The organism is Teredinibacter franksiae (assembly GCF_014218805.1).
GTDB lineage: Bacteria > Pseudomonadota > Gammaproteobacteria > Pseudomonadales > Cellvibrionaceae > Teredinibacter > Teredinibacter franksiae.
The window spans coordinates 1-18,100 of the sequence record NZ_JACJUV010000004.1 but is presented as its reverse complement, the minus strand read 5'-3'; the positions used below and the strand labels follow the sequence as shown (position 1 = coordinate 18,100).

Annotated in this window: 14 protein-coding genes and 1 pseudogene; 2 read left to right on the top strand and 13 right to left on the bottom strand. The window is 48.1% G+C overall.

Going from position 1 to position 18,100, the window contains the following annotated elements; translation table 11 throughout:
• Nucleotides 1-94: 94 nt before the first annotated feature.
• From H5336_RS18960 to H5336_RS18915, 10 genes are all read right to left on the bottom strand, one after another.
• Nucleotides 95-3,661: a PKD domain-containing protein gene (locus H5336_RS18960; protein WP_185236042.1), complete on the bottom strand. Its 3,567-nt coding sequence runs from the start codon at nt 3,659-3,661 to the stop codon at nt 95-97.
• A gap of 420 nt (nt 3,662-4,081) precedes the next feature.
• On the bottom strand, nt 4,082-5,068 hold the full coding sequence (locus H5336_RS18955) for an AgmX/PglI C-terminal domain-containing protein (protein ID WP_246439411.1): 987 nt from the start codon (nt 5,066-5,068) through the stop codon (nt 4,082-4,084).
• Nucleotides 5,052-5,597, bottom strand: a complete 546-nt coding sequence (locus H5336_RS18950; RefSeq protein WP_185236040.1) for an ExbD/TolR family protein — start codon at nt 5,595-5,597, stop codon at nt 5,052-5,054. The genes H5336_RS18955 and H5336_RS18950 overlap by 17 nt, the downstream gene beginning before the upstream one ends.
• Before the next feature lie 3 nt (nt 5,598-5,600).
• Entirely contained in the window at nt 5,601-6,113 is a 513-nt protein-coding gene (locus H5336_RS18945; protein ID WP_185236039.1) for an ExbD/TolR family protein, read from the bottom strand.
• 11 nt (nt 6,114-6,124) lie between these two features.
• Complete coding sequence (locus H5336_RS18940; RefSeq protein WP_185236038.1) at nt 6,125-6,913, bottom strand: MotA/TolQ/ExbB proton channel family protein; 789 nt, start codon at nt 6,911-6,913, stop codon at nt 6,125-6,127.
• 60 nt (nt 6,914-6,973) lie between these two features.
• Nucleotides 6,974-7,330, bottom strand: coding sequence for a hypothetical protein (locus tag H5336_RS23125; protein WP_246439410.1), 357 nt, complete (start codon nt 7,328-7,330; stop codon nt 6,974-6,976).
• Entirely contained in the window at nt 7,327-8,106 is a 780-nt protein-coding gene (locus tag H5336_RS18930; protein WP_221628245.1) for a tetratricopeptide repeat protein, read from the bottom strand. Before H5336_RS18930 ends, H5336_RS23125 begins: the two co-directional genes overlap by 4 nt.
• The gene (locus tag H5336_RS18925) at nt 8,093-10,927 is read right to left on the bottom strand and encodes a tetratricopeptide repeat protein (RefSeq protein WP_185236037.1); all 2,835 of its coding nucleotides are present in this window, start codon (nt 10,925-10,927) and stop codon (nt 8,093-8,095) included. The genes H5336_RS18930 and H5336_RS18925 overlap by 14 nt, the downstream gene beginning before the upstream one ends.
• A 3-nt stretch (nt 10,928-10,930) precedes the next feature.
• The gene (locus tag H5336_RS18920) at nt 10,931-12,646 is read right to left on the bottom strand and encodes a tetratricopeptide repeat protein (RefSeq protein WP_246439409.1); all 1,716 of its coding nucleotides are present in this window, start codon (nt 12,644-12,646) and stop codon (nt 10,931-10,933) included.
• A gap of 11 nt (nt 12,647-12,657) precedes the next feature.
• The gene (locus H5336_RS18915; RefSeq protein WP_246439407.1) at nt 12,658-13,287 is read right to left on the bottom strand and encodes an AraC family transcriptional regulator; all 630 of its coding nucleotides are present in this window, start codon (nt 13,285-13,287) and stop codon (nt 12,658-12,660) included.
• Between the two features lie 263 nt (nt 13,288-13,550).
• Between H5336_RS18915 and H5336_RS18910 the strand changes: the two genes are divergently transcribed.
• Complete coding sequence (locus tag H5336_RS18910) at nt 13,551-14,222, top strand: outer membrane beta-barrel domain-containing protein (RefSeq protein WP_185236036.1); 672 nt, start codon at nt 13,551-13,553, stop codon at nt 14,220-14,222.
• A gap of 210 nt (nt 14,223-14,432) precedes the next feature.
• Here the strand turns inward: H5336_RS18910 and H5336_RS18905 are convergent, their stop codons facing one another.
• Nucleotides 14,433-15,035 (bottom strand): outer membrane beta-barrel domain-containing protein, encoded by a 603-nt coding sequence (locus H5336_RS18905; RefSeq protein ID WP_185236035.1) that lies wholly within the window; start codon nt 15,033-15,035, stop codon nt 14,433-14,435.
• Nucleotides 15,005-15,772 carry an SH3 domain-containing protein gene (locus H5336_RS18900; protein ID WP_185236034.1) on the bottom strand — a complete coding sequence of 256 codons (768 nt, stop codon included), beginning with the start codon at nt 15,770-15,772 and terminating at the stop codon, nt 15,005-15,007. The genes H5336_RS18905 and H5336_RS18900 overlap by 31 nt, the downstream gene beginning before the upstream one ends.
• Nucleotides 15,773-16,474: 702 nt before the next feature.
• On the opposite strand from H5336_RS18900, the pseudogene menA reads away from it, so the two are divergent.
• Nucleotides 16,475-17,149: pseudogene (menA, locus tag H5336_RS18895) on the top strand (1,4-dihydroxy-2-naphthoate octaprenyltransferase); the annotation flags it as partial.
• A 180-nt stretch (nt 17,150-17,329) separates the two neighbouring features.
• On the opposite strand, the gene H5336_RS18890 reads toward menA, so the two are convergent.
• Nucleotides 17,330-18,100, bottom strand: a 771-nt coding sequence (locus tag H5336_RS18890; RefSeq protein WP_185236033.1) for a glycoside hydrolase family 27 protein, incomplete at its 5' end; no start/stop codon positions are given.

Here is an 18,100-nt window from a genome sequence, read left to right as displayed (position 1 = left end):
TTTTATCTCGGGGCCTTAACAACGGCTAATTTACAAAACGACCTCTGCTGCTATTAGCCGATAATCACTGCCATGTCGTTCTTATGGGTGAGTATCATTCGCAAACCAGTTTAATGCTTGTTTGGAACATAAAGTTTGACTCTACGGTATGACGCTCTGCAAAGAACAAATCAAAATCGTAGCGTCCACCCACCTGGATACCGATGGATTGAGCCAGCTCATCCAAACGGATAGTTTGTTCCTCAGCTCCGTGAACACCACCAATATCGATAACTCGCACGCCATTGATATATAACCAGAGGTCATCATCGCCACGGAAGGTAAACTCCTCGCCACCCGTATAATCAAACATCAGGTGTGTCTCGAGGGTGAAGTGATAGTTGTGGGGCATGCGTCGAGAGTTACCCCAGCCCTGATCGTCAATGGGGAAGAACGAGGTGTCTTCAAATGTCCAGACATCCGTATTACCCGAACGCTTCATGTCAAAGCTCATAGGAATACGTAAGTTCACGCCATCGACATCGTTATACCACTGATTAAAGTTCGAACTACCCGTGGTTGTTCGGGTTCCCTGATCACCATGGGCATATACGGGCTTACCGTCCAACCCAAGCTCAGTTGAGACGATTCCGCGGTCTTTACCCAGCTCGTATTCAAAGTCTGGATGTGATTGCTTAAAGTCGCGGATAACAACTGAGAAACTACGGGTATTTTCTGCACTGGATGTACTGCATTGTCCACCCTCTTCGACCGTAATTGAAACGGTGTCGGGCAGGCTGTCTTGCGTGCCATCGCTCACGATTAGCTGCAATACATAGATACCACTGTGGCTAGCCGTAAATGATGGCGTAACAGCATTGCCCATATCGAAGTCTGCAGTGCTGCCTGTGGGTTCGCTCACTACACTCCAGCTGTATTCAAGGCTATCGCCATCGGCATCGTAACTACCCGAACCGTCTAGCGTTACTTCTCGAGCCGCATAGGTAAACGCATCCACGCCAGCGTCAGCAATCGGCCGAACGTTAGTCGTGGCCAATTCAACGGTGTCTGGCTCACTGTTAACTAAGCCATCGTTCACTATAAGCTGGAACACATAACGGCCCGCTACATCGATGTTGATTTCAGGCGTTATAGACTCTGCATCAGTCAATGTTGCTGCTGAACCGGCCGGTACACTAACCACGACCCAATTGTAGATAAGGGCATCGCCGTCGGCATCGTAACTGCCGCTGCCATCCAGCTGAGCTAACTCACCGGCGCTAACAGATTGGTCTTCTCCAGCATCGGCTACCGGTACAGAGTTGTCTGCGTTGATAATGACGGTGTCTGGCAGGCTATCGTCTGTACCATCGTTAACAATTAGTTCAAAGGTATAGGCCCCCTCGTCTAATGCAACAAATTGCGGTTGCACGGGGTTTCCATTCATCAGCTCAGGTTCACTGGGCCCGCTAACCAATCTCCAGATATAAGTAAGGCTGTCACCGTCGGCATCGTTACTACCGGAGCCATCAAGCGTTACTTGGTCGCCTGGTTGAGCTGATTGATCTATGCCCGCATCGGCAACAGGCACTATGTTTTCTGGGCTTGGTTCAACAGTTGGTTCAACGGTTGGTTCAACAGTTGGTTCAACGGTTGGTTCAGCGGTCGGCTCAACAGTTGGTTCAGCGGTTGGTTCAGCGGTCGGCTCAACAGTTGGTTCAACGGTTGGCGCTACAGTCGGTTCAACAGTTGGTTCAACGGTTGGCGCTACAGTCGGTTCAACAGTTGGTTCAACGGTTGGTTCAACGCTTGGCGCTACACTCGGTGTAACGGTCGGAACAGGCGTAGGCGTTGGAAGAGGGATTACTGTAGGGCCACTGGTAGGTGTAACCGTGGGCACAACCGTAGGCGTTATTGTTGGCGCTCCGGTAGGCGTGATAGTGGGTGCCACGGTTGGTATAACTGTCGGTACCACAACGGGTGGAGCCGTAGGAGGAGTATTTGGGCCTTCCGTAGGCGCAGCCGTTGGTAAAAGCGTAGGCTCTAATGTTGGCTCTGCAGTTGGCTCATAGCTAGGCTCTGGCGTCACCACCACACCGGGGTCGTCGCAAATAATCCGGCTATCGTCGGTATCTGGGCGATACGCTGTGTCGTAAGGCTCAAAAGGAAAATCATTGCCCTGATGAGGCTGGCTTATGGCCAGTTCGGTGTATTGCATGCCCGCCTTCGCACGCACAATAGGCAACCTAGAATCATTAGCCGGGTCGTACATCCATATACCATAAGCATTATCGAGATCGGCGGACTCATCGTCTGATGCACAAAAATCACTTACGCCTTTGGCTGTGGTCGTACATTGCGACCAACTTACAAGAATACGTGAAGAACCATCCCGGTAAGGAGATACGGCGCTGTACCATCCGGCAACGGAAACCTGATTGGGAAACAGGCTTACGTCATCACTGATCACCGGCTTCATTGCCATATTGGAAAATATCGTTCCGCTCGCAGTCCGGGTTGGCTCCGCCAGCTCCATCAGGTTGCCCCCCAGAAACTGGTTGTAGCGGTGCTTAAGTAAAGTAACCAGTCGGCCATTTTCACTTTGAATCAAATCCTGCAGATGAAGCATGCTTTCGTCGGACGCGTGAGTGTCAACAGTTTCGTACAGTTGCTCCAATCCAGAACCATCAGCACTGATGCGAAGCAAGGTGTAATGGTTTGTAGCGATTACCGAACCAAACGGAGTTGCCTGTGCGAACGCACATATTTCACCATTTTCCCAATCGGAGGGTGCGGTAATGCCGTCGGGGTAATCACTTTGAAACAAAGTATCAGCGGTAGGCTTACTTAAACCTGTAGTCGTGCCACATTGAGGAAGCAATTCATAGCTGCGGGACCAGCGCAGGAAAGCAACACGGCCATCGGTAAGGCTGGTTGGCTGAATATCGTGATAATTACCATAGGTTAGCTGAAGAATAGTTTCGCCTTCTTCAGACATGGAATGTAGCAGCGAAGGCTTCTCATTGGCCCCGACTTTGTAACAGTCTTCATCTGGAGAGGTTTTTTCTACGTCATCTACTGCTGGGTGGTTAGGGTTGCCTGCCGCACGGTCTGATGAAAAGACGATGACGCCTTCAAGCGTATACGCTGGGTTTGTGTCCTCACCGCTATTAGCTACTACAACGTCTTCAATAACACGACGAACACTGTTTGACTCAAACGCGTACTCATAGATATTCCAGCTAAAGTCAGTGGGATGGTTATCTGGCCCATGGGCGGCAAAAAGTACGAGAGCACCATCGTAGGAAACACTGAGGTCTTTTACATCGTAGTCTGAAGAGCCGAAATAGTCGTTTAGCAGCTCATCGTTTACGCCGTTAACATCTAGGCTTGATCGACGAACCAACTTTGCACCAGGGCTAAACTCATAAGGAGAGTAAACATCTAAGGGACTTTGGGCTGAATCGTAGAGGGATGCCGTTAGCTTTTGCTGATTTTGGGCAACGGATTGCTCTGTATTGCGCTCAACGAAAAGAAATGGGGTGTCTGTAGTGATCGAATTCTGGACGGCAGAAACGGTTGCTGCCGCCTGCTCGTCACCGCTGCCGCCACAAGCGGCCACCGTCAGCACAGTTGACAACAGAGCGATACGACTTATCTGCGATCTGATATTCTGGTACATTTTGCTTACTCCAAATGTTCTCAATCTGCACAAGTTCTCCATTAGCCAGCGTACCCCAATGCGATTGGTTACAAGTGAAATTCGACTCTTTGGTCGTTGGGCTTTCACTCCAATCCTCACAGCGTCCTGCTTACGCACTTGCAGCCAAAGCTGCTTACAACCTTAGAATGGCATTTACTGATCTAATCCGCTGGCACAAACCCCCAAACGTGTTAGTTTTTTCCATCAAAAGGTCTATTTTTACTTAATTTGTGGCCTGGAAAACACTTTTTATGTGAACTGTTTTATGAGTACTTGTGCTAATGGGCTTTTAGTTCTGGTACTCGAGCATGAATTTCTAGGCAAGATCGGCCAGTATAACGAATTAGCCATGCCATTCGCTACGCATACGCTCCGGCAAATTATTGTTTTGTGAAGCGGTTAACTCGGAAGGAAGACAAACTTGTATTCCACTATCGTCGGTGACACCTCTTTCGCTCCAAAATTAACAACCCTAATGCGCTCAAGAATGTTGGATTCCAACTGTGAAATACCTAGCTCACTTGCAAGTAAATTCAACTTTGAAATGGAGCCATCGGGCTCTATCACTAATTTAAAGGTGAATTTGCCCGCAAGCTCAGGATGATCCTGCAACGCCTGCTGGTACAGGCTGTGAACACTGCTTTTGGTACGCTCCAGCGTTCTACGAATACTTTCCATATCACGCTGGCCTTTTTTATATGAACTGTGACTCGCCAAGGTACTCACCGGCGAGTCTCCAAGACCCAACCCATCTACCGCTGTTGCTTGATAGGCCGCAAGCCCATCACTGTTGCTACTAAGCATGTTTTCATCAACTTCAATGCCGTCGCTTCGCTTTACCGCACCATCGGTGCCCAGAAACTCTCGGGAGCTACGCTTTACCTCGCCCTGCGTACTACTCGTAACGTTTCGATTTTGTAGACGCTTAACATCCAAAGTACCGCGCAAAGCCGCTAACTGTGACGACAGTTCATTCAAACCCTGACTTTGTTTTAAGGCGTTCTTGCTATCCTGTTTTATCTTGGGTGTTTTTTTCTGGGCCATTTTCGGGCTTGGCTTGGGCTGGTCCGGGGTTACATTGGCAACCGCTTTGGGCTTTGCAGCGCGAACGGGTTTCTCTTCTATAGGTGGAGGCGCTATTTGCTCGAGTGGAGCGAGCATAACGGTGGTTACCACCTCGGTAGATTCTTTTTCTTCGTAACTTAGATCAAATACGGGAAGCCACGGGACAAAAAATAAAAATATTAGCAGGGGCAGCAAAAAACGTTTTAACAGTTTTTGAAACTTTTGCTCCTGAGCCTCGTCTTCTTCCCACGGCAACCGCAGGTCCAGCGCAAGCGGTTCTGAATGATGAACGACAGACTGCATTTCACTGCCCTCCTGCATTCGAAGCTACCGCGGGTAGCGCAGGTGCAGTACCAAGCTGAATATCAGCTGCAACACGGTTTACCGCCAGCGAGATATTGCGGAAACCTTGCTCACGACACGTTGCCATAACACTGCGCACCAAGCTGTAAGGTACATCGCGGTGGCCGACAATAGTGAGCGATAAACCGTTATCTTTTTCGAAGGGTGTTAGCTCTCCCATCTTTTCTTTGTGTAGCGTTAATGCTGCCTGCAAGGGTGCTATTAACTTATCAGGATCACCAATAATGGGCTCTACCGTTGTGATCGATTCTTCTCCTACCCAGAGTTGCTCATCACCCACGACTACCATTAAATCGGCGTGTGGAGCTTTCCCCGAACTGGAGTCTGGTAGCTTTACAAATTGAGCCTGCTCTACATTTTGACTATCGCCGGAATTCAAAAGCAAGAAAAAGACAAGAATAGTAAAAATATCCATGAGAGCAACCAAGCTTAATTTAGCCGATGGCCCTTGATTTCCGCGATTATAAAATACAGTTTGACCAATCATGGCTTAACTCTCGTCACCCAGGGATATTTCCGGGAACAGTTCAACTTCAACCATGCTTGCTGCGATAACTGTCTGATACGACTTTACGGCTTGCATGGTAGAAATTAAATTTTGATAGCTCACACCGGCATTAGCTTTTACCACCGCATCACGTTTTTCGGGTAGTTGTCGTTTTACTTCCTGCAATACTTTGGACAGCATTAAATAATCCAGATTTTCGATTTCTTCACCGGACTCCAAAGTTTCCATTTTCAAGGGGATGGCTTTAATAACAACATTCGCCGGGTACACCACCTGAAATCCTTGATGATCAACCACCACTTCCAATTGCGATTGCGAGTCTTCACTGTTGTATGCACCACCGGTAAGGTCCGGCAGCTTTACATCCAACACCGTTACTTGGGTAAAGGTCATGCTCAGCAATAACACCGGTACCAATACAATCATGAGATTCATGAACGATGTAACGTCCAACTCTTCGTCGTCGGTACCTTTGTATGAAAATTTGAATTTCATCAGTTAGATACTCAAGCCGGAACCATGGTTCCGTCATCGGCCTGATCGGGGCCGGCCTCTTTAGGTGCAACCCCCGCTTCTACCTGTGCGGCGGGGTAAGGTGTTTCAGCAAAACTTGCCTGAGAGCCAGCCGGAGCCAGTACACGAGGCATGCTGGCCTCAATAAAGCGATGCAAGGTCATAATGTTTAAAAACTTTACAGCCGACATTTCGATACTCGTGATGATCGATTTGGCCTTGTTCTGGATTATTGCGTTAAGAACCAACAGCGGAATAGCGGCGATCAAGCCGAATGCCGTAGTATTCATAGCCACGGAAATAGATGTAGATAGCAACGTAGATTTTTCGGCGGGGTCGGCGTTAGCAACGGCGGTAAAAGCGCCAATAAGGCCGATAATGGTACCGAGAAGACCAAGTAGCGTGGCAACATTTGCCAGTACGGCCAAGTAGCCAGTGCGCTGCTCCAAGCGTGGCAATGACTCTAGCATGCCTTCATTCATCGCATTTTCAATATCGGCGCGCTGACGTGTAACCTTCATCATGTCGAGCCCGCAACCAATAATACGCACAACTGCGGCTGTATTTTCCCGCGTATACATGTGCATTTTTTCCATTTCAGTCGAGCGCAAGAGCGGTACAAATTCGGAAAAAGCTTTTTGATTGCGAATTTTTTCACGTGTGAGAAACATCCATCTCTCAACAGAAATGGCGAGGCCGATAAACAGCACTATGCCAATGGGCATAATAAAAAACCCACCCTCTTGGAAGAACTTAACAATGATACTGTATGCGTCTGTCATAACCCTGTCTCTCTTTTGCCGGTAGCAAAGCTGCCAACTGTTACCTAAAACTATTTGCGTTTATTCGCTCACAGGAACCGTAGCGGCCTGTGGCGTCTCCAAATTCATTTCGTCGTAAATATTCATAGACCGAACAACAACTTCACGATCAATTAAATTTAACGTCTGGTCGTATTTCACATCCAGGTTCCACTGCAGTTTGTCTGGCGTAGACGTGCCCTGCCAGGGAATAAAATAACTGACCGCTGGCTGCTCTTTATCACCCACAAAGGTGGATTCAAGTTTGTAATAGGCATTAGGCTCTTCATCATCGGCCGTAGCGGTTTTTTTTGCTTCATCGTCCGCGGCCATTGCGCCAACCGTCACCAAAGAGGCGAACACAACAACCCCGTATGCGGAGCCATACAACTTAATCATTCAGCACCTCCTGCGACGGAGAGCTGAGGTTCGTTCTTAGCGGCCTGTACCGACTTCTTTGCACCCGCATCAATTGAATATTCAACACCTGTACGCATTCGAATTTCGGAAAGCCACGCCTTTACCTGCTCGTTCTTGCCATCGGTTAAAAACTGGTAGCTTTCCATGTGCTGCTGAGCTTGCAGAGGTTTATTCATGTATAGATCGTAGAGTATGGCCAAATTAAGATGGCCCTCAGGGAAATCGGGCCAGATTGCCAACGCCTCGGCATAAACATTCTGTGCGTCGATATACTCACCCTTTAACCGTAACAGCCTTGCCAAACGGAGCTTAGCGTTAATATTATTGGGGTTGACGGAGATAGCCTCACGGAAATGTAGCTCAGCCTTGTCGGCGTCCTCCTGTGCCAAGGCAATATCACCTAGCATTACCCAGGGGCCTGACAGGCTCCTATCTTCGCTCACCAGCGATTCAAGGTTAGCTTGTGCAGAAGCGTAGTTATTAGCTTTAAAAGCACGGCGAGCTTCAATATAGCGCGCTACAGACTGCTTTTTTATGCGCCCGCCCTTTTCAGCATAGGGGTTGGGCCTCGGCAGGTATGGCAGCAGATTGCCGTCCTTATCGAAACTATCGGTAGGCAGATATACAGCAGTATCCACAACCTGGCGTTCAATGCCCTGCTGTGCATCGTTTTTGGAGAGATTGGAAGCACCACAGCCCGCTAGCAGCGAGACGATTGCCAACAGGCCAACTACCTTGCATTTAACGGATTTCATCACCATAGCTCACAATTAATTCGTCTTTGTTAAATCTTGCAGGGTTTAACACCCGCATCGCATCAAAACTTTGTGAAATCCATTCATTAAAGCCACCATTCCATGCGCGGCTGACATTTGCCGTGTGTACCTCAGTTGCCAAAGAGTCAAACGGAAACGCCTGCTCTTCAATAATTTCCCTGTACAAGCTCACTTCATTTTCGGCCATTCCAGCCGGAATGGGGGAATCACGAAGCGCCTTAGCGAAGGTTTGGTACAGGCGTCCTATTTTAAAGCTCGACTCCGTCACAAACTCAAGAAACCCGTAGTCTGCTGCAGCTTGATAGCGCTGCAAAGCGCTTTGTAGCTTCTCGTTCTTCCTCGGCAAGCTTTTTACCAACGGCAGCCTTAACGACACTTGCTCAAACTCCTCAGCAAAGTAGTTGGCGTACTCCATATTGGCCCAAGCGGCTAACCAACGACTGCGATCTGTCTGCTGACTCCCACTCTTTTTGTCACCGTCAACAATCCGACGTAACCAGTACAGTTTCTTGCCTATTTCACCGATTTTTTCATAATTTGTCGCCAGATGAAAACGCGCTTCCATTCGTGTGTCAAATGGCTGTTCGTAGTTGTAAGCGTATCTTTTAAACAGCGTAATTGCCGTGGTGTGGTTCTTGTTTTTTTCATACATGGAGGCCGAAACGAATAGTGCTTCACGTTTTACTTCCGCCTCTGGGTCGTTTTTACTGAGCGCCAAATATTCGTCGGCAGCAAGCTGCCATTGCTCACTTTTTTCGTAAGCAAACGCAAGCTGCCTCGGAAACTCTACAGCCATTTTGTGATTGGAATAGTTAGCGATCAAATCCTTCAATTCTGGAATAGCGCGCAACCATTCTTCCAAGGCAAGCAACATCGCTACAGCATCATATTGTGCGGTGGCGCGCACAACGGAACCCGGCGCCAACTGTTTAATTCTGAGAAAGCTCTCAGCAGCGGCAGCCTTATCTCCCGTGTCAGCCAAACCTTCGGAGTGCTTATATACGGCTGTCGCGAGACGTTCGGATATTTCACCGTACTCTTCCGTTCCAGGGGCAACTAAGCTGCGCTGATTGCTGTAGGCATTTTCGGACTCAACAAATTCATCCAACTTAAACCATGAGTGCGCCATAATCCCGTAGGCGGTTTTCTTTAGGCTCGCATCCAGATTAGTATTGTTAGCAATCAGCTGGCTGGTAATGGCTACTGCCCGCTGATACTGATTCAAGCTAAACATGTAATCCGCAGCGCTGGTCAGTACGGAAGGTGACCGCTCATCGCTGTCAAATTTTTCAGAGAATCGCAACATGCTTTCTATCGCTTGCGACTGCCAATGATTTTTCTCCTTGCTGCCATCCACTTTTAAATCAATGACTTTTTCATAGCTCACAATCGCAGCATACCCGGCATTTGCAGCGTGCTCTTTGGCGCTGTCACCTAAGGGCTGGTAAGCAACCAATTCGTACTCTGGAATGGCCTTTTCAAACTTACTCGCCTCAAATAGCACTTCAGCCTTCATAAAGCGCATCTCATCAACGCGCACATCAGCAGGGAAGGTATCGATAAACTGCTGATAATAATCGGCAGCTTTTGCCAAAAATACCGCGGCCTTCGATTCGATATTGGCTATTTTCCTGGCGCTAACCTTTTCTTGCTTTTTCTTTTCAGCGCTAACGAGGAAATCTTGTCCGCCGGAGTGGTTGTGTTGCGCCAGCTCTTCCAGATAAGTTTTTAGCGTGATCTGAATGTCCGCTCGAATTCCATCAGCATTACCCAGATAACTAGCGTTAATTCCGTAGGCCTTCACATAAGATTCTTTTTCTTCAATGGCCTGCGTGGGGAACCCACCCGTCACATAGGTTTCTACCATCTTTTTGTGCAACCTAGGCGCAACCTCACTCTGAGGGTATAGCGTTACAAATTCTCGAAATGATTCGGCGGCATACTCGTAAAATTCTTTTTCGAGATAATGTCCTCCAAGATCATCGTATACCCGCCACACGTAGGCTTTGTTATTAAAGGCTGAAACCGTTTTGATTGTTTCTGCTCCACCCACTTTATCTACAGCTAGGCTGATTGAATGTAATGTATCGCCTACCATCGACTGGTGGGCTTTGCTCAAGCTATCAACATCGCTTGTTTCAGAGAGCAGGGAATCCATTACATAAGCGAATGCATTTAGGCTTTTGCGATAACTCATTTGCTTATATTGGGCCCAACCCAGCATGTAATAGGCGTTAACCGCATATTTCGCTTCTGTTAATCGGGCAACCTCGCTATAGGCATGCTCGGCTTTAGCATAGCGCTGGTAGCCAAAATAGATGTCCCCCATGCGAAACCACGCCTCGCCAATATTGCCGTAGTATGGATGCAGCCTGGTTAACTGCTCAAGCATTCGCAAGGCTTCATCCTGCTCACCTTCCATGTCGTAGGCTTTTGCGAGCTGATAAAGAACCTCTGCGTTATCGGGAGAATTAGGGTACTTCTCCAAAATATCCCGGTACGATTTTATAGCCTCAACGTAGTGACTCTTAGGTTTGCCCTGTTCACTGTTTTGTTCCTGCACGCCTTCCATCATGTAAACATCGGCGATACGACGCTCTATTTGCTCCCTTAGCAGCTTATCTTCAAACAGGTCCATCAGCTCGCGGTATTCTTCACGAACCTGCTGATGATCCATTTGAGTTACGGCAATCTCCGTCTCTTGCTCGGGCTCGTACTCTAGCTGTCCAAGTGTTTTGTGCTTGTTCGAACCACCGCAAGCCGATAGCAGAATTACAGTCATTAATACGGAATATCTCATAGGTTACCTCTGACTCTCCGCGGGGGCCTTGTTGTTTTCAAGTTGCAGCAAGGTACTATCAAATAAACGCGCTTTCGCCAAACGCGATTGCGCCCAGTAATATCGCATTCTCTCTTCATGCTTATCCAGCTCTACGCGCACTAATTTGCGCACTACAGGCTCTAAACTGGCGATGTAACGCTGGGTTATCGAGAGTTGCTTGGTAATTCGTTGATGATTAGCTTTTACTAGGCTTTTGTGCCCTTTTGGCTGCACGTAGGCTTTTTTATCCTTTCGCAATTGACGAATTTTATCTTCGAGTATTACCAAGTCATGTTCTGCATTTTCTATCAGTACGTCAAAACGCTCTCTTTCTTCGTCTTCGAGAGTTAGCGTTAGCAATTGAATTTCCGTTTTTTGGTCACGCAGCCGCTCGTTAATTCCTTCGCTGCGCGCCAGTAATTCTGCCATATCCGTTTCCACGCTTTTGTCGGCTGAATTGGCCAAAACTAATTGATGCTCTGATGTTTGGGAGAGCCAGTAGTTTAGGTTGTCTTCTAGCGCGTACAGCGCGATTAAATCTTTAAGGGTTTCGTTAAAGGGGTGACTTGCCATCAAATCGATGAGGAAAGGCGTTAGTTTCCGGTAATCCACACTGGCATGGGCGCTGTACCAGTCGGTTTCGTCCATGATCGATTCTAAGTTTTCAATAAATTCGCGCGGCACATCGCGCATCGCTATGATACGGCGAGCTTCCGAAAGGTCCGCTAGCCCTTGCTTAAACGCCTTCTCCGCCAAAACATTGCTTTTCAGCGCTTTGCGCGGAGAACCCTCCTGCTCGTATAGGTGGGCTAACAGTACTTTGCCTTCCTGCACCTCAGGGATGGCTATTGAGCGCTGATCAAGAATTTGCAGCGCAGGAATTGCTTCCTGAAACAACTTCATATTGATAGCCGTCCATGCGTAGGATAATAGCGCACGGTTAGAATAAAGCCCTGTTGTGCGAATGCCGGTGAGGTATCGCCATGCCCTAGGTAAGTCCTTAGCCTGGGTGGCCATTTGCGACAAACCATGCTTTGCCCGGTCGGCAAGGGCCAACATTTCGCGATTTGTGCCACTGTACCCGGCCAACTGCTCCAGTTTCATTACGGCCTCAAACACATTGCCCCCCCGTAACTGGGTGACGGCGAGGTTGAACAACAGGTAGGAGTACTCGGGTGATTCGTCGGCATAAAGCAAAGCGGCTTCACTTACGCTCTGAAGATGGCTGCCATCGTTTTTGATTAAGGAAGCCAAATAATGGTAGTCAACGTGCAGGTCACGCGGTAGTTCACCGGTAATTTGCCCTAAAGCTCGATTGGCGTTGGTGCGGTCTGAGCGGTTGTAATAAAGCCGTGCCAGGTGATACCAGGCCCTGTTGCGAATATCGCTGCTTTTAGTATTGGATAGCAACCGGGTGAAAATGGCTTCTGCCTGCTCTGGCAGCGCATAACGCAGCATCATGCTGCCGCCCAACAGCCTTGCTGAATTCGACCCCGCGACGCGGTTACCGCTGGCAGCCAAGGTAGCATCTTCAACTAAACCATAGAAATAGTCTTGCTGGTAAAACTCGAACAGTACGGGCCCGTACTCCAAGTCTTCGGACGAAACCACATGAGATTTTAACTGTGCCGCAGCTGGCCAAGCCAAAACTAAGCCTAGCAAGGTAGCGTACAGTTTTAATTTACTGGCATAACGCATGGTAATAGCTCCTACCAGCGCTTCAGCTCAAATACGGGTTCCTGGGTTGCTCCGTCATCCATTATTGCAAGCTCCAGAAATTCACTGCCAATACTCTTTTCAAACTCTAAATTTGCAGCCCGCTTGTAGGGGCGGCCATCATCGCCTATACCGGTAAAAAACGCGGTAACGGTATGCAATCCCTCATTCAGATTGGTAACGTAAAGCTTGTGAATACCGCCACGCGCCAAGGCCTGACGCTGCTTGTCTGAGTATATATGGGTGGCTACCAGCTTATCGTCCAACTTCAACTTTACGCTTTCAAAGGTGAAAAACTGGCCTGTGGTAAGCGAAACAAAAATAGAGAAGCGCGTATTAGAGGGGAAGAGTAGTTTTTCTTCCATTTTCCTGAGGTCTTTGTTGAGCTCTATCACATCAACCTTAAGTGCTTGGATGTTTTTTGCGATGGCCTTCAACTCATCCAAACTCTTTGCTTCGCCTTCGGGCTGCTGTTCTTTAAACTGCGCGGCATCGACGTTCTCGGCCCAGCTGGCGTCTTTCGAATTATCGGTATTTGTTGCGTCTTGCGCGGAAACCGTCGACACAGAACACATAACCGTAAATGATGCTGCCAGTAGCAGCGAATAGAAGGTTCCAGACATCGTACAAACTCTAAAGGGATTCGTATTTGAGTAAGATGTAACCGGCCAAATTCCTTTTTAACCAATTCTCGTGGTCAGTCGCTAAGCGGATTACAAGGGCAGCGACCAACACAACATAACATAAAGTATGTGAGTCAAACATACTGGAATTAGTAATAAATTCCTACTATCACACCCCTCGGGGTGTGTGAGATGAGAACCAGATAACACCACCTTTGCGACCACTTTTCTATTATTGCGCTTCAAACTACCGGGGAAACCTCATGTATAGTCTTAAGATTACACCGCCTTCTTTGGCTGCCTCAGCACTGGCGCTACTTTTAACGCCCTCTCTAGTACTTGCTCAGGGCGGAACCATAGGTGATATCAACAAACCCGCCAAAGAAGTGATCATCGAACCGGAGAAAAAGCCCATAGAGGCCAAAGCAGCCGAAATTGACACCGAAAGGTTCGAAATAGGTTTGCATCTCGGGGTTTTAAACGTCGAAGATTTCAATGCCAACCTTTCCACGGGGCTGTCTTTCACATGGCGCCTGATGGATGGGGTACTTGCTGAGCTGCGGTACACACAAGCTACGACTGAGCGAGCCACGTTCGAAGAGCTGGCAGACCAGGATTTCTTAGCGGATTCCGATAGAAAATTCAGTGCAATTGAAGTGCTCGGTGGATACCGAGTGCTAAATGGTCGATCATTCTTTGGCCGAAGCGCTAAAATTGACTCGGAACTCTACCTGTTAGGCGGACTGGGCCAGGCAAGCTTTGCCGGTAACGACTCAGTTTCGTTTGTTTTCGGGGCTAGCTATCGCACCGTTTTCACTGATTTCATCACTGTAAATGTTGATATTCGCGACCATATGTTTAATCGCGAATTCATAGGCGACGACAAGCTAACGCAGAATATCGAGTTTTCGCTTGGTGTTAACTACCTATTTTAATGGGGGTAACTCGTTTTAGAGGGCGCAATTAGGCTAATAAGGCCGCGGCCCCCGCAATTCGGTAATGGCGTCGCCCCTCGCTTGAGGGGAGCGGCCTAGTAAACAGCCATGCTAGACCAGAAGGCAGCGAGCCTTCCGCTGCACGCGGCCCACCTGATACCAAGGCCTGCCGGTTAGCGCAGAGGCTAAAATCAATTATTAGCGGTGCCCTTAAAACAGATAGTTCACGCCGAGACTGAAACCACCGTTATTTACCGTCTTATCATCGTCACTCAAATTTGAATCGTAGGTGTAATTGCGGTAGTCCAGCTTAACAATATAGTGGCGATTGAATGCCACTTGGTAACCCGCACCCAACGTGTAGGTAAAGCTTTCTTCGCCGCCAAAGGCCGTATCACCCACACCACCTACAACGTAAAACGATGCCAAGTTTGCGTCGCCACCTTTAAAGGCAAATTCGGATTGAAATATATTCAACCCAACGAGCAAGTCAAAATGGCGGAAGTCTCTATCGGCCCCGCCGAATAATTGACCCTGACTTTTTTCAAAAGATGACAAATCTGAGGTAGCCTGAAAGTAGTTCACCTGCAGAAAAAAATCTTCCGTCGCCTTAAAGCTACCACTCACACCAAACGTTAGCTCGCTGCCAAAATCTTCTATATTGATCATGCCTGCGTTCACACCAAGCTCAAATACCTCGTTATCCACGGAGCGCAAGCCCCCAGCAAACACTGACGCACTGACAATCGTTGAGGCCAGTAAACAGGCTTTAAACTGTCGACCTAAAAGAAACTGTTGAATCCAATTTTCCATGTAGCAAGCTCCACGTCGTTGCTGTCTGTGGTTACCGTATACGAACGGTATTCAAGGCGAATAATAAAGTTGCGGCCCAAATAATAGTTCCCGCCGAGCCCCCAGTTGGTGTAATCGGATTGTTCAATATCCAATGGCACCAATTTGGGCTGTGAATCAATTTCCATACTGCCTGCACCCAACAGTAAGTATGGTGAAAGCCGCCATTGTGAAAATGGTTCCAACATTGCGTTTAAGCCGTAAAAATCTCCGCGAATATCTTCACCGTATACTTTACCGTACTCGCCTTCTGCGGCCAGCCAACTTAAAAAACGGTAACCGGCGTTAGCACTCCAAAAATCAGAGCCCTCTAGCTCACCCTCGGCAAAGCTGCCAAACGAAAAGCCTACCTGAACACTGTTTTCTAGGTAATCACCAAAACTGACGCTGGGTAGATCGGCGGGCTCACCGGTTTCCTGCATCGTACGAGAGATTTGAGCCGCACTTACCCAGCCGGTTCGCCCGTTCTGTAAACGTATTTCATACCAATCAGGGCGGCGCGCAAGAATATCGACCGTTTCGCCCTGCTCAATGGCGTAAAATACGGGGTATCCACGACCGGGGCCAGAGTGAACGTCGGCATAGGGATCTATAATCGTGAGTCGATGGCCGGCATCCTCACCCTGCTCTGCCATTACTACGCTTGAGCAAATTAGAAAGCAGAAGCAAGCAGCAATTAGCTTAGGTAAATCTTTCATCGATGGTCCTTGTAATAAAGGGCTATAAAGTGCCGCCATTGTAGGCTTACCGGCACTTACGATCACGAAGCAATGCTTAGATTTGTGACTTATTTTTGTCAACCGCCCCCTGGCCGTAAAAGAGCATGGCCGCCTATTGTGAATTTCCTATGTGAATCTCCAAATTGCCTACTAACAACGGGCCACATTACCAAGAGATAACCCCTAGTACCTCTAACCCACAAAACGCCTGCAACGGCTGAAAAGGTTCACGGTTTGTCAAGATCGGCTCTCGCTCAGCAAATCCAGCATTGAAAGCCCAGTTCATTGCGGTATCTCCGGGACATTATTAAGGACGGCTATTTCAACGTGTACCTGTTGGCCATTGGTGATTCGAATAAGCATTTTTCGCTATTGTCTTTTCATAGACGATATAATTTGACGGCCCGTTAGGCGAAATCGAGCGAATCATTCAAATTGGACAAATACATGACCGATAACCCAGCGCAATTTGGACGAAGCTTTTGGCTAGCCATTCGCCCAAAAACCCTGCCAGCGTCCTTAGCCCGGTGATATTGGGCACTAGTTTCGTGCCCGCAGAACAACTGAATTGGCTGCTGGTTTTTTGTGCTCTGGGTTGCGCACTGTTTTTACAAATAACGGTTAACTTAGCGAATGATTTTTTCGACGCAAAAATGGGGTTGATACAACGCACGGCTTGGCCCCATTCGGGTAACCCAAGCCGGTTTGGCTTCGCCATCAATGGTTGCCGCCGGTATTGGCTTTTTTGTGGTGTTAAGTATTACCTGTGGGCTGATTTTGGTTGCCCATAGTGACCTTTTACTTCTGGGTGTTGGAGGGCTCTGTATTTTGGCCGCGCTAGGCTACAGTGGGGGCCCAGCCCCGCTGGCCTCAATGGGGCTTGGGGAAATAGCCGTATTAATATTTTTTGGCTGGATAGCGGTACTGGGTAGTTTTTATGTGCACACACAAACCTTGAACCTGCAGCTGTTTTTGCTCTCAAGCTCCCTTGGCTTAATTTTGGCGGCGGTCATGCTGGTAAACAATATTCGTGACATCCCCACCGATGAGCAAGCCGGAAAACGTACCCTCGCGGTACGACTGAACGACCGCAATAGCCGATTCCTGTACCTAGGCTTATTAACACTGGCTTATATTTTACACATTTGTGCATTTACGACATTGAATACAAAAACAAACCTGATCAGCGCACTTATTCCCTTAGCCGTACTTTTGCCATTTGCTCTGAAAGCAGCAAACAATATTTTGCGTTTTCGAGGGAAAGAATTAAATGGTTTGCTGGCGGACACCGCACTTCTTGGGCTCATTTACAGCCTCACAACCAGCGGAGCTTACCTCATAGGTCCTTATCTATAATCCAAAAAGGGGGTTCTCGATGAATTATTATCGAATGATGATATGTGCCATACGCAGTCGCGCGAAAAAAAACAGCTCCGATAATTTTACGCGCTTCACAAGCGTAAACTACCCGCCAAATCGATTAGTTATCTAGACAAAAATTGGGGCAGACGAAGCCTGCCCACCCTACGTTAGATATTAATGCTTCCACTCTTTGTCAAACTTCAATTTAACCATGAAAACATCGTGTGGCTTTAAGGTTACGAGCAAGTCATCGCGCGTTGTACCCGAATTGGATTTAGCCCAAAGGTCCTGCCAGCTATAAATACTGCTGTTAAAATCTATTTCCCGGCTAGAAAGCTCATCTTTCACTTCCTCATGACGCCAGCGGAACTTGAACTTTGTTGACTCTTTGTTGCGGTTTAGTGCGACCATTGCCCACTCATCATTGGCCAACGGTTTAAACCAAACATCTACACCCTTCACACTTTTTTTGCCTGAGTACTTAAATCCCTGAATGCCCAACTTATCTTGGTCCACGTCTATAACGGCCTTATTCGTCAATATATCTCGTGTAACATCGGACATATTGCGCAAATCGTTACCGGCGATAAGCGGTGCAGCAAGCATGGCCCACATAGAGAAATGTGCACGATCTTCTTCGGTGGTCATACCATTGCCGACTTCCATCATATCGGGATCATTCCAACGACCTGGTCCGGCATGTTTTCGCAATCCATCTTGCATATCCAAAATTTGTAGTACACCCCATGACGACCAAGTTCCGTGGTCATACTCACAATCAAAGCAAGCGTAGATATCGCCGGTTGTTCTCCATAACTGCCCCAGTGGTGGAGCCCAATCCCACGGGTCGTTGTCACCCCATTCACAAATACTGAGGACAATCGGGCGGCCCGTTTGCTTCAAGGCTTTTGCTATTGTCATATAGGCACCCTCTGCCTTCAGACC

Coding starts and splice junctions, on each gene's coding strand:
- H5336_RS18960 (WP_185236042.1), bottom strand. CDS start 3,661: ATGTACCAGAATATCAGATCGCAGATAAGTCGTATCGCTCTGTTGTCA.
- H5336_RS18955 (WP_246439411.1), bottom strand. CDS start 5,068: ATGCAGGAGGGCAGTGAAATGCAGTCTGTCGTTCATCATTCAGAACCG.
- H5336_RS18950 (WP_185236040.1), bottom strand. CDS start 5,597: ATGATTGGTCAAACTGTATTTTATAATCGCGGAAATCAAGGGCCATCG.
- H5336_RS18945 (WP_185236039.1), bottom strand. CDS start 6,113: ATGAAATTCAAATTTTCATACAAAGGTACCGACGACGAAGAGTTGGAC.
- H5336_RS18940 (WP_185236038.1), bottom strand. CDS start 6,913: ATGACAGACGCATACAGTATCATTGTTAAGTTCTTCCAAGAGGGTGGG.
- H5336_RS23125 (WP_246439410.1), bottom strand. CDS start 7,330: ATGATTAAGTTGTATGGCTCCGCATACGGGGTTGTTGTGTTCGCCTCT.
- H5336_RS18930 (WP_221628245.1), bottom strand. CDS start 8,106: ATGAAATCCGTTAAATGCAAGGTAGTTGGCCTGTTGGCAATCGTCTCG.
- H5336_RS18925 (WP_185236037.1), bottom strand. CDS start 10,927: ATGAGATATTCCGTATTAATGACTGTAATTCTGCTATCGGCTTGCGGT.
- H5336_RS18920 (WP_246439409.1), bottom strand. CDS start 12,646: ATGCGTTATGCCAGTAAATTAAAACTGTACGCTACCTTGCTAGGCTTA.
- H5336_RS18915 (WP_246439407.1), bottom strand. CDS start 13,287: ATGTCTGGAACCTTCTATTCGCTGCTACTGGCAGCATCATTTACGGTT.
- H5336_RS18910 (WP_185236036.1), top strand. CDS start 13,551: ATGTATAGTCTTAAGATTACACCGCCTTCTTTGGCTGCCTCAGCACTG.
- H5336_RS18905 (WP_185236035.1), bottom strand. CDS start 15,035: ATGGAAAATTGGATTCAACAGTTTCTTTTAGGTCGACAGTTTAAAGCC.
- H5336_RS18900 (WP_185236034.1), bottom strand. CDS start 15,772: ATGAAAGATTTACCTAAGCTAATTGCTGCTTGCTTCTGCTTTCTAATT.